The organism is Candidatus Caldatribacterium sp. (assembly GCA_014359405.1).
GTDB classification, from domain to species: domain Bacteria; phylum Atribacterota; class Atribacteria; order Atribacterales; family Caldatribacteriaceae; genus Caldatribacterium; species Caldatribacterium oleiphilum.
This window is the reverse complement of record JACIZN010000056.1, coordinates 1-11,642: the sequence shown is the minus strand read 5'-3', so window position 1 is coordinate 11,642 and position 11,642 is coordinate 1. Positions and strand designations below refer to the sequence as shown.

Annotated in this window: 11 protein-coding genes, 1 pseudogene and 1 riboswitch; of the genes and pseudogenes, 5 read left to right on the top strand and 7 right to left on the bottom strand. The window is 51.6% G+C overall.

Features of this window, described 5'->3' with window-relative positions:
- On the bottom strand, positions 1–523 hold a 523-nt coding region (locus H5U36_05715), incomplete at its 3' end, for a phosphatase PAP2 family protein (GenBank protein MBC7217642.1).
- Positions 507–1,637 (bottom strand): M28 family peptidase, encoded by a 1,131-nt coding sequence (locus H5U36_05710; protein ID MBC7217641.1) that lies wholly within the window; start codon positions 1,635–1,637, stop codon positions 507–509. The genes H5U36_05710 and H5U36_05715, both read right to left, overlap by 17 nt.
- 93 nt (positions 1,638–1,730) lie before the next feature.
- Positions 1,731–1,819: riboswitch (cyclic di-GMP riboswitch) on the top strand.
- A gap of 42 nt (positions 1,820–1,861) precedes the next feature.
- Between H5U36_05710 and H5U36_05705 the strand changes: the two genes are divergently transcribed.
- The gene (locus tag H5U36_05705) at positions 1,862–2,410 is read left to right on the top strand and encodes a hypothetical protein (GenBank protein ID MBC7217640.1); all 549 of its coding nucleotides are present in this window, start codon (positions 1,862–1,864) and stop codon (positions 2,408–2,410) included.
- A gap of 51 nt (positions 2,411–2,461) precedes the next feature.
- Here H5U36_05705 and H5U36_05700 read toward each other — a convergent pair whose 3' ends face one another.
- Positions 2,462–2,551: a family 1 glycosylhydrolase gene (locus tag H5U36_05700; GenBank protein ID MBC7217639.1), complete on the bottom strand. Its 90-nt coding sequence runs from the start codon at positions 2,549–2,551 to the stop codon at positions 2,462–2,464.
- Positions 2,552–2,889: 338 nt separating this feature from the next.
- Here H5U36_05700 and H5U36_05695 point away from each other — a divergent pair, with 338 nt between their 5' ends.
- The gene (locus H5U36_05695) at positions 2,890–3,441 is read left to right on the top strand and encodes a flavodoxin family protein (GenBank protein MBC7217638.1); all 552 of its coding nucleotides are present in this window, start codon (positions 2,890–2,892) and stop codon (positions 3,439–3,441) included.
- A gap of 80 nt (positions 3,442–3,521) precedes the next feature.
- Here H5U36_05695 and H5U36_05690 read toward each other — a convergent pair whose 3' ends face one another.
- Genes H5U36_05690 through H5U36_05675 form a run of 4 tightly spaced genes read right to left on the bottom strand, consistent with a single transcriptional unit; the run spans position 3,522 to position 9,483 of the window.
- Positions 3,522–6,383 (bottom strand): family 78 glycoside hydrolase catalytic domain, encoded by a 2,862-nt coding sequence (locus tag H5U36_05690; GenBank protein ID MBC7217637.1) that lies wholly within the window; start codon positions 6,381–6,383, stop codon positions 3,522–3,524.
- A gap of 6 nt (positions 6,384–6,389) precedes the next feature.
- Positions 6,390–7,238, bottom strand: a complete 849-nt coding sequence (locus H5U36_05685) for a carbohydrate ABC transporter permease (protein MBC7217636.1) — start codon at positions 7,236–7,238, stop codon at positions 6,390–6,392.
- Positions 7,235–8,125 (bottom strand): sugar ABC transporter permease, encoded by an 891-nt coding sequence (locus H5U36_05680; GenBank protein ID MBC7217635.1) that lies wholly within the window; start codon positions 8,123–8,125, stop codon positions 7,235–7,237. The genes H5U36_05685 and H5U36_05680 overlap by 4 nt, the downstream gene beginning before the upstream one ends.
- Before the next feature lie 53 nt (positions 8,126–8,178).
- Positions 8,179–9,483 (bottom strand): extracellular solute-binding protein, encoded by a 1,305-nt coding sequence (locus tag H5U36_05675; protein MBC7217634.1) that lies wholly within the window; start codon positions 9,481–9,483, stop codon positions 8,179–8,181.
- A 181-nt stretch (positions 9,484–9,664) separates the two neighbouring features.
- Here H5U36_05675 and H5U36_05670 point away from each other — a divergent pair.
- The 3 genes and pseudogenes from H5U36_05670 to H5U36_05660 all read left to right on the top strand — a co-directional run.
- A pseudogene (locus tag H5U36_05670) lies at positions 9,665–10,969 on the top strand (ISNCY family transposase).
- 123 nt (positions 10,970–11,092) lie between these two features.
- Positions 11,093–11,521 (top strand): helix-turn-helix domain-containing protein, encoded by a 429-nt coding sequence (locus tag H5U36_05665; GenBank protein ID MBC7217633.1) that lies wholly within the window; start codon positions 11,093–11,095, stop codon positions 11,519–11,521.
- Positions 11,491–11,642: hypothetical protein (locus tag H5U36_05660; GenBank protein MBC7217632.1), on the top strand; the 152-nt coding region annotated here is incomplete at its 3' end. The genes H5U36_05665 and H5U36_05660, both read left to right, overlap by 31 nt.

The window sequence follows — 11,642 nt, the reverse complement described above, 5'->3', positions numbered from 1 at the left end:
CCCAGGAGAATGGAATCATTTTCGGAAAGACAGAGAAGAGCTTCGTAAAACTCAGGGCAAAACCAAAGCCCAGCACGGCACCGAAGAGGACATCCCCGAGGTAGTGGACCCCAAGGTAGAGACGGGAGAGGGAGACGAGGAAAACAAGAATTCCCGCAAGGATGAAGTTAAAAACTTTGGGGTACGAGAGCGCCAGGAAGAACCAAAAGGAAGCCGATGACTGGGCATGGCCACTCGGGAAGGAGAAATCCTCAGGAGTTTCAAGAATCCGCAGGTGTATCCCTGAAGGCCTGGGAATCTCGAAGGCTTCTTTGAGGAGGAAGTTCACGTAGAGCGACAGAAGGACGACGCTCATCCAGCGGATGGCAAGCGATCTTTTCCCGCTCCAGTAAAGGAAGAGGAGGGCAGCAAAGTAGAAGAATTCGCTTCCTAAAAAGGACAAGCCCCGCATGGCAAGATCAAGAAAAGGTGTGGATATGTTCTGAATGGCAAGGATAAGGTCGATACTACGGAGCCACTCCATGGTGTTTTGTCCTCGCCCACGAAGTCACAAGTCCCACGACTTGCTCGAGGTTTCCCTTGTCCACATTCTCCACGGTATCCGTGTGCCAGTGCCAGTGCACAGGAAGGCCGTTCTCCCCAAGGGCGATAAGGGTCAGCGCCCTGAAGCCCCGGGCAAGAAGGGGTGTGGCATCGGTCGAAAGCCCAAGGTATGGCCGAAAGGAGAGGAAGGAAATGTCCTCTCTCCTGATTTCCTCAAGGAGCTCTTCGGAGGCGTTGTACACCCGCCACATTCCTTCCCTCGTGGCGGCGATGAGCTTTCCGATCCCAATGTTGTCGAGATTCAGGATGGGTCTCCCTCGAAGCATTTTCCCATGCCGTGCCACAAGGTGGAGGGCTCCCCAGGTCCCCGATTCCTCAGCTCCGGTGAAGACGACAAGAAAAGGTATGTCCTCGTCTTTCAGGATTTTGGCGATGGCCAGTGCCGTTGCAACTCCACTGCCGTTGTCATTTCCCCCGGGAGAGGGAACCATGAAGAATTCCCGGTGGATATGCCCCAGAGCAAGGAAAAGAAGGTACAAGGAAGGCAAGAAGGTAATCCAGTGCAAAAAGGCCAATTCTACGAAAACCGAGAGAATGCTCACCCCGGTGATCGCCCCCGAAGAGAGGATAAAGAGCACGAGGGAAATCCTTGGGTGAACCACGAACCTGGGGTGAAAGAAGATTGAGGGGGTGGCAGAGTCCACGTGGGCAAGGATGACGATCTCGGGGCTTTCGCCATTTCTCCCCGTAACGTTCCCCGAGATTCGGGTTCGAAAGAGGCGGCTCACCACAGGGAAGGTGGCAAGCTCAAAGTAAAGGAGCGCAAGAAGCACGCTGCTTGAAACTGCTGACCAGGGCGGGAAAAGAGGGAGCAAAAGTTCTGCCTGGGCAAGACCAAGGAAAAAGATAAGGTACGCCCAGGTGTACGTGGCCGGGGCGCGGAAAGTTTCCATTTCTGCGGTAAGGCCAAAGGACTCAAGGGCATCTTTCAGGAAAAGGAGGAACTCCCGTTCCTTTGCCGAAGCCGAAGGACGGGGACCAAATGCGGCAATTTTTTGGAGTGCAAGATCGAGAATTCCATCCATGTTTTCCATTGCCTTACACCGGATAGCTGTATAATAGCACAAGCTTTTGGATTCCTGGATTTGTGCTACTTCCTCTTGAAATCCGCTACAATATATCTTGAGGGAATGAAAGGGCAAACTCTCCGAAAGGGGAGGACGCAAAGCCGAAGGCCTAAGGCGCATGAGAGCGCTACGGCGGCTGGGCTGCCAAGTCCCTTTTCATCTCCCTCGAGAATCTCAGGGAGGTGAAGGCCATGCGATTGCTCCTTGTGCTTCTTGCTCTTACCTTCGTGTTCCTTCTCGGTTTGGGGACTCTTGCCTATGGTGGGGAAAGTATCTATCCGTCCTCGGACGAGATTCTCAGCGAGATTATTGAAAGATTAGGGCAGGGACTCGTCATTGAAGAAGGAGTCACGGAAGATGGGCAACTTCGCCTTCTTGTCATTAACCAGAATACCCAGGAAGTTCTCTGGGAGATCGTCTACGAGGACGAAGATGGAGACGGGAGCTTCTCTTCCGAAGACGAAATTCTCTCTCTTGTGAACCCTGCGGGGAAAGAGATTCCGGTATCCCACCTTGTCTCTCCTTTGCGGAATCGCCTTAGGGAGAGGATTCAGGAGAGAATTCAGGCCCAGGAGGAGAACCAAGATCAAGAGGAAACCCAGAATCAAGAAAGGGTTCAGAATCAGGAAAGGGTGAGAGAAAGAGTCCAGGAAAGGATCCAGGAACGAGAAAGAGTTCAGAAGGAAGAGAAAGTAAAGGATCGCCCTCGCCCGAAGGAAAAGCGCTCAGGTTCTCGGTAAACCACAAGCCCCAGGGGATTTCCCCTGGGGCTTGCTTCTCAAAGCCTGAAGTTAGATCCCTCGTTTCCTTATGACCTCCCGGTAGAAAAAGAAGCTCTTTTTGGGAATACGTTTTTGAGTGGGGTAATCGACGTATACCAGCCCAAAGCGCTTAGAGAAACCAAAAGACCACTCGAAGTTATGAGGGCTTCAAGGTGGTCTCTAAGGTATGTGATTCTTATGGACCCTTGGGGGGAAAGGACATCAGGAAAGCAGTATCCATTTTCGGTGATGTAAATAGCTTTTGGGGCGTAATCGTCGGTGACTCGGCGGACGATCTCGTACATTCCTTCAGGGTACACTTCCCAGCCCATGTCGCTGTACTTTCTCCCGGGGAGTCGTACGGCCTCGATCGTCCAACTTAGGGGAGCTTTTTCTTACTCAGGGATGGGGAAGACGTTTGTATTCCGGGTTAGAATACTCTAATTGGAGGTGGTGGTATGCGAGTTGTTGGTTTCGTGGGTAGTCCGAGGAAAGGTGGGAACACTCAGCTTCTCGTGGAGAGAGTCTTGTGTGGAGCTGCTTCTTTGGGAGCTCGAACTTCGATTTACTTTCTGAATGAACTCAATATCCGGGGTTGTCAGGCTTGCCATCACTGCAAGGAGTATAGGGAGTGCCGTCAGAAAGACGACATGACGCAGCTTTACAATGTCATAAGGGAAGCCGAAGGATTGGTCATTGGTTCCCCAATCTACATGGATTACCTGAGTGCGCAAACCAAGCTCTTCATAGATCGACTCTTTGCTTTCCTGGGGCCAAACCTCTGTTGTACCCTTCCTCGGGGGAAACGAGTGGTACTCGTGTACTCTCAAGGAGGAGGGAATAATCCTGAAGTGATGGAATCTCTGGCGCGCTTCCTTGAGGGGGCTTTGGGCATGGAAGTACAGGGGATTGTCGGTGGGAATGGCCTTAACGAGCTGGGTGCCGTGAAGGACAGAAAGGATTTGCTCGACAGGGCTTTTGCCTTGGGACAGGAATTACTGAGCAGGTGAAAGTGCCAGGACTCTTTCCACCCTTTCTATCTTACAGGAAAGGGTGGAAAGAGCGTTTTCGGTAGAGCAACAAAAGGGGCCTACAAAGTCACCCCTTGGTGTGCCCTTTGCAATTGACTTGAAATCTCTTCGAGAATACACAGCGCTTTTCCTTTATCGTCGATGATTTCGCAGAGCACTTCTCGAAGAGTTCGTGTTCCTTGAGCGAGCAAGGCTTCGATTGTGAAGACCTGGTGGGGAAGAGAAGTCTTGAGAATAGTGCATATAGTGGTGAAGATGTGGGGAAAGGCAGCAATATCGCCGATAGGACTGTCGATTGAGAGCTGAGCGCCATCAGCGCCCTTCCATGGATATGACCAAAAATGCTCTCCAGATCCCACCTCTATCGGGTTTCCTTCTTTTCCTGGAAGTTTCACGAGTCCTCGGGTATTAGGGGGAATGAGGACTCGGATTTCCATTACTCCATTTTGTATGGTCCAGTGACACTCGAGCACTCCATAGGGTGTGCGGTGACGAACCGAGACCCATTTCAGGGATCCTCCCGGCCGTGGATGGATGAGAATTCGCCGATAACCGGGCTCTAAGGGAACGAGGCCACCAACTACTCGATAGAGCCAGTCAGCCACGGCTCCCAAGGCATAATGGTTAAAGGAAGTCATTTCACCAGGGTTTACTGTCCCATCCGGACGTAAGCTGTCCCACCGTTCCCACACCGTTGTAGCTCCCATTGTTACTGGATAGAGCCAGGATGGGCATTCTTTCTGCAGGAAGAGACGATAGGCAGCTTCCTCGAATCCCACCTTGCACAATGCGTGGCAAATGACTGGAGTTCCCACAAATCCTGTGCCAATACGGTATTGCTTAACTCGTATAAGTTCCAGCAGTCTCTGGGCAGCACGCCTTTCTTTTTCGGGTTCCTCGAGGAGTCCAAAGTGGATTGCCAAAGCATAAGCCGTCTGGCTGTCACTTACCAGGCGCCCTGAAGGAGTGACGTACTCTCTAAGAAAGGCCTTTCGTACTTCCTTGGCAAGAGCTTGGTATCGGACTGCTTCTTTCTCAAGGCCAAGAACCCGGGCTGCGTGGCTCAGGAGTTCTGCAGAATGGATAAAGTACGCAGTAGCGATGAGGTAAGGATCGGTATGGGCTTCGTGAGGCTTTTCTGGAGGGGCTGATGGATCAAGCCAGTCCCCAAGCTGGAATCCCTTATCCCAAAGTTTTCTTTCCCCGACAATTTCAGCCACTTTGTCCACCCAAGTCTTCATGCTCCCAAACTGTTGAGCAAGAATTTCCTTGTCTCCATAGTACTCGTAGAGTGTCCAGGGGACGATAACCGCAGCGTCTCCCCACACAGCCACTGCCATAGGAGGAGCCTGAAGGACATTGGGGACAACAAGGGGTACAATGCCCCCTTTTTCCTCCTGTTCAAGGGCAAGGTTTTCGAGCCAGGAGGAGAGAAATCCACAGACGTCGTACAGAAATGCCGCTACAGGAACAAAGAGTCCAATGTCTCCCGTCCATCCCAGCCGCTCGTCACGCTGTGGACAATCAGTAGGAATGGAGAGAAAGTTCCCTCGCATGCTCCATACGACGTTCTCATGGAAGCGGTTTACAAGGGTGTCTGAACACTCGAACCATCCAGTACGCTCGAGATCGGAGTGGCAAACTACTGCCTGAATGTCCTCTGGATGGAGTTCTCCAGGCCATCCGTTGACCTCGACATACTGGAAGCCGTGAAAGGTGAAGCGCGGTTCCCACACCTCTTCTCCATCGCCCTTTAAGGTATAGATATCAGTGGCTTTAGCAGTTCGTAGCGTGCGAGTACAAAGTTCACCATTTTCCAAGACCTCGGCGTGACGCAAGACCACGGTTTGTCCTCGGGCCCCCCGGACTCGGATACGTACCCTTCCCACTAAGTTCTGCCCAAAGTCTACAATGGTACGCCCAGAAGGGGAGAGAAAAATCCGGGAAGGAGAACGGAATTCTACTCGACGCACTGGTGGACTTAATGGGGCAACAAGGCGCGATAAATCAAAAGGAATGATGCGTACCTTTCTCCATTCTTGGTCGTCGTATCCAGGTTCGGACCATCCCTTGAGCTCGAGGCGAGCATCGTAAATTTCTCCGTCGTAGAGGTCACTCGCAAGTATAGGTCCAGTAGTTGCTCGCCAGTGTTCGTCAGTAGTGATAATTTCCACGGTTCCATCCTCGTAGGTTACCTCAAGTTGAGCCAGAAATGCCAGACGATCACCGTAAATGTTTCGTCTCCCTCCTCCAAACCCTAATCGTCCACGATACCATCCGTCACCCAGGATGGCTCCTATAGCATTGGGCCCTATGCGGAGTAAGGTCGTTACGTCAAAGGTTTGATAGCACAGAAGGTGGTGGTAACTTGTCCAACCGGGAGGGAGGACATGGTCTCCAACCACTTTGCCGTTAAGGTATGCCTCGTATACTCCCAGAGCGGTTGCATACAAGCGGGCACGAATGGCTCTCTTGGAAAGCATGAATTCCCGACGCAGGAAAGGACAGGGTTGAGAATGCGAGGTGTCCTCTTCCCACGAGGGAGTAATGAAGCAAGCTTTCCAATCCTCAGGATGCAAAAGCCCGGCTTCAACGAAAAAGCATTCGCTCCAAGGAGAAATCGTTCCATCTTCTCCGCGTACACGTACTTGGACGAGCAGACGTTCTCGGGACTTTAGAGGTGCAAAGGGCCAAGGGACGAGCACTGACTGATTAGAAATAATCCAGTCCGTCTCGTACCGAAGTTGGTGGGCTTCGTCGTAAGCTCTTACCTGGTATGCCTTTTGTTGCCATGCAGGAATAGAAGTGGCCACCGTCCAAGATAAGCGAGGACGATTGTGACGAATGCCCAGTGGCTCCCTGTAGTGTTCAAAACGCAAGCCTGAAATGTAGAGAAAGCGAGTTCCTTCTTTTGCGCCCATTTTCCCTCACCCCTTTAATGCTCCAGCGGTAAGACCTTCCATGATGAGGCGACTTAAAAAGAGATAGACGAGAAAGGTAGGAATAACGGCAAGGGAAATTGCTGCAAATGTTGGCCCCCACTCGATTTGGCCAAATCGTCCTGCAAAGTTGAGGAGCCCTGTCTGAATAGTTCGCAGTTCTGTTTTGCTTATGAAGGTTAAAGAAAAGATCAGATCGTTCCAGATGAAGAAGAATTGCACCATAGCCAGCGTGAAAATGGCATTAGCGGCTATGGGAAGGGCTATCCGGGAGAAAATCTGAGGGATGGTAGCTCCATCGAGTATGGCAGCTTCGAGAATCTCTCGAGGTAGGGCCTGGAAATAGCTGCTCATGAAAAACACCGTAAGGGGGAGGCCATAGGCCACATAAGTAAGAATGAGAGCCAATCGCGTATCGAGTAAGTTCATACGGTGGTAGAGGACGAAAAGAGGCAGAAGAAGCATCTGGACAGGAATCATGATCCCAGCTAGAAAAACGAGAAGAATGGTATTTTTAAGGTGCCAGCGCAGGATTTCGATACCGAAGGCTGCCATAGTTCCAAGAAGGAGGACGAAGAAAAGCGAAGGAAAAGTTGCTATGATGCTGTTGTAAAAGTAAGTTCCTACTTTTCCCTCTGTCCAGGCTCTTCGGTAGTTCTCCCCCCATATTTCGGTGGGAAGAGCGTAGATGGGTCGTGTCGTGAACTCATGGGGTGCTTTTACAGAGGAAAGCAAGAGCCAGGCTAAGGGATACGTTTCGAGAAGGACGAGAAGGATGGTGAGCAGTACGGAGAAAAATTTCTTCATCACATCACGCCGCCTCCCTGTTCGGCTCATTCTACTCTGCGACGGGCGAAAGAAAGGACACCAGTAACGAGCAAGCATTCAAGGGTAAGTATCACAGCAATGGTACTCCCGTAGCCGTACTGGTTATAGTGAAAAACTGTACGGTACATGTAGAGTGTCAGAGGAGTAGTCGACTTTCCTGGACCACCACCCGTAAGGGCAAGGAGCTGGTCAAAGACTTTCAAGGTGCCGTTGAGACTAAAGATTGTCGAGGTAACAAGCAGAGGCCTGAGAAGAGGAGAAATCACGAAGCGTACGAGACTCCACCCCGAAGCTCCATCTAATCGTGCTGCTTCAATAAGTTCATAAGGAATATCAAGGAGTCCTGAATAAAGGAGAACGGCATAAAATCCCATGGCTGTCCAGATATTCATGCCCGCGGCAACCCAGAAAGCTGTGTCTCCTCGCCCCAGGAAGGGACGAATCCAGGCATCAAGTCCCAGGGCATCAAGAAGAGCGTTCACTAGACCATACTGGGGGGTAATTTCAAAGAGTTTCACAAACATTTGGGCTACGGCGACGGTAGGAAGGACAACAGGGAAGAAAACAAGAGTACGAACAATAGTGGAAAAAAGGGAGGTACGCTTCAGAACGAGAAAGTAAAGCAAGGAGAGCAGGAACCCCAAACCAATCTGTCCTGGAGTCACCACTAAGGCGTACTTTACGCTGAACCAGAGACTTCCCAAAAAGTCTCGATCTCGCCAGATCTTTAAGTAGTTCCCAAAACCCACGAAGTGAAAGCCTGAGATGGGGGAACCGTCAAAAAGAGAGTAACCTATGGACCAGAGGATCGGAACAAGAAGAATAGCACCATAAAAGATGAGAGCGGGAGCAACAAAAAGGGTAATGTACCGCCAATCGCGAAGAATCTTCTCCACAGACTGAGCCCCCTTTAAAGGGGGTGGAAAGCCACCCCCTTTGTGCGTGAGCTCTACCGAGCTCTCTGTTCGTCGATTGCTTTCTGAAGCTCTTCAAGGTACTCTTCGGGGGTCATTGCGCCTATAGCGAGAAGCTGCGCATTATCCCAGGCAACACTCGTGGTTCGGGGGTCAAAGAGGGCTTCAAACCAGAATGATCCACCCTTCACCGAGGCCAATTTCTCAAGGACCATTTTTGTGAGTGGTGAGAGTTCTTTCGGTACTTCCCGGACGTGGAATCCAGTGACAAGACCGAGTTCCTGCATAGCTCTGTCGCCGTAACGAGAGAAGACATACTGCATCCAGCCGCCAATGACTTTTGAATTTTCCTCAAACTTTGCCCGGGATACTGAAGTCGTTAATCCCGCGTTCACATTCCACTCTTCCAGAGTGCCGACACCGTCAGGTACCAATGGAACGTTGAAAAGTCCAATGGTTTCAACACCAATTTTGTTTACCTCTGGATTGTGAAAGTCTCGTAATGCCCAACTCCCCATGTAGTAAATAGCAGCTTTGCCCTGGAGGAAAAGGTCTTGCGCTGGACCGTAGTCGAGGGTGTTCACGCCCGGTCCAAAGTAACCCTTTGTACCCCAATCGTAGACTATGCGAGCTGCTTCAACAAATCCCGGGTCGGTTACCTTAAGCTCTCCTCTCATTACCCGACTCATGACATCGGTACCGTACTTTCGAACGACATATCCGTTGATGAGGCGGGTGATAGGCCATCTTTGGATTCCAGAAACAGCGAAAGGTTGAATACCATTTTGATGCAGTTTTTCAGCGATTGTTGTCAATTCCTCCCAAGTCTGGGGTTCCCCAAAGCCTTGATCGGCGAAAATTTTCTTGTTGTACCAGAAGCCTTCGATATTCATTTCGAGGGGAAGGGCATAGAGGCCGGCATTCATCACGAGTTCTTTAAGTACGCTCACAATGCCAGGATTGAGCTCCTGATAGATACCCAGGTTTTTGAAAGTAGACTCGATTTCGAGCACTTTGTTAGCTTTGATAAGGTCAAGTAACGGTGCACCTGATTCGTAGTTGAAAAGGAGAGGCAAATTATCAACTGCAGCTAAAAGTTGCACCCTTTGCATGAGATCTGGTTGTGGCACGTATTCGTATTTCCACTTAATCTTAATGTTGGGGTACTGTGCCGCGTATTCTTCAGTAAGTACCTTGAGGATTTTAGGCCAACCCTCATTCTCCTGTTGTACCGTCAGGTAGTGGATAGTTACCTCTTGGGCAAAGACTGGGACAGCGAGAACACCAAGAAGGACAACCGTGAGGAACGTCCCCAAGGATCTGAATATCCTTTGAGCCATTGATCAACCCCCCTTTGGTTGTTTCACGTTTAAGCTTACACGTGTAAATTACCACCTCTCTGTATAACAAAAAATCCCTTAAAGAGTCAAGTGCTGAAGGGGGGTGTGTGTGATCCGTCTGTGATATTGTCAGGTGAAATCCATCTGTGAAAATGTCAGTATGAACAGGGAGAGGATCACTTTGTCACAGACGGAACTCAATCGTATCCGGGTATTGGAGCAAGTTCTGGGAGGGTTGATCACCAAAAGTCACGCAGCCTCACTTTTGGGCTTAAGCGAGCGACATGTCTACAGGCTCAAGGCCAGGTTACGGGAGACGGACCTGCCTCCCTGGCCCATGGGAATCGGGGTCGTAAGCCGGCCCATGCTATCCCAGAGGGTATCCGCCAGCAGGTGGTCCAGCTCGCTCAAACCAAATACCGGGGGTGTAACTATACCTTTCTCAGCGAGTTGCTCCACGAGTACGAAGGCATTTCCCTGAGCCCTTCCTCTGTCGCTCGCATCCTCAAGGCCGCTGGTATCCCAAGCCCTAAGAAGCACCGACCTTCCAAGCTCCACCGCAGTCGTCCCCGAAAACCCCAAATGGGCCTTTTGGTCCAAATCGATGGCAGCCACCACGATTGGCTGGAAGGACGTGGCCCGAGGCTCGTCCTCCTCCTTGCCATTGATGACGCCACCGGCCAGATACTTGCCGCCCTCTTCCGGCTGGCTGAGGACTTCGAGGGCTACCGTCGTCTCCTCTATGACCTCGTAACCCACCACGGCATCCCCAAGGCATCTACTCCGACCGCCATACCCTCTTGAAGCCTCCCTCAGTATCGAAGAGGAGCTCCTGGGCCAGAAACGTTCCTTAACCCAAATCGGCCGTATCCTGAACGAGTTGGGTATTCAGCACATCCCCGCCCATTCCCCTCAGGCCAAAGGTCGCATCGAACGATCCTTCCAGACCCTCCAGGAGAGGCTGGTCCTTGAGCTGCGCCTGGCAGGTGCTTCCACCCTGGAAGAGGCTCATGCTGTCCTTCAGGCCTTCATCAGGCGCTACAACGAAAGGTTTGCTGTGCCACCAGCTCACCCGGTTTCTGCCTTCCGTCCCATCCCCTCCCACCTGCGCCTGGAACACAGCTTCTCTTGGAAGGAACACCGGATGCTGAACCCCGGCTACACCATCTCCTTCGAGCGGAGAACCTACAGGGTGGTAACCCCCAAAGGTGCACCCATTATCCCCTTACGTTCTGTGGTAGAAGTGTACAAACTACCTCTTGGTCGCCTGTACGTGGGATGGAAGGGAAACGTGTACCCGTTAGAACCCTTGGACGTTACCTCTCCTCCTAAAACAACAAGAACTGAGGCTGAGTCTGCAGCTCCTCCAAGAGGTAACGCAACCCGTAAGCCCCCTCAGGACCATCCGTGGCGCAAACCATGGAAACCCCAAAGGACTGGTTGCACCACCTCTACCCTGACAGAATCACAGACGAGTTCTACCTGACATTTTCACTGACGCTGTCCCGGTTCGCACAGATCTGCAACAGGTAGGGTAGACAAAAAAGAAGAGAGGCCTGTATCCTAACTCCAAAGAGTGAAAAGACAAAGAAAGGAAGCCCCTCTTCCCATGGCAAAGAGTAGCACAAGGGGAACAGAAAGTCTATCCCGCTTCTCCGGTTCCTCACTCCACCTTGAGTCTCTCTTTGGGTATGCCTCTTTGGCAAAGCTTGCCAAGATCCATGGGCTCTCCAAGAAAGCCAAGATTCGCCTTGAGGTCCTCGACTTTGCCAGGAACCACCCTGTCGCTGTCACCTGCAGGAGATACGGCATTGCCCGGAGCACCTACTACCGCTGGAAGAAGAAATTCAACCCCAGGAACCTGAAGAGCCTCGAGGACCGCTCGAGAAGACCCAAAAAAGTCCGCAAACCCAAGTGGACCCGAGGTAGTGTCTCAGGAAGTGTGTCTGTGGGGCAGCATGGTAGCCTTCCCGTTGGAAAAGGCTTTCGAAAGGAGGGAAAGCTACCATGCAGAAGGAAACACGTGACGAGATCGTGAAGGCGTTTGCGGAGGAGCTCAAGGTGATGGTCCGGAACCTTTTGGAGAACCTCATGCGGGAGGAGCGGGAGATCTATCTCGGGGAGCACCCTACGAAGGCGAACGGGTACTACACTCGAGA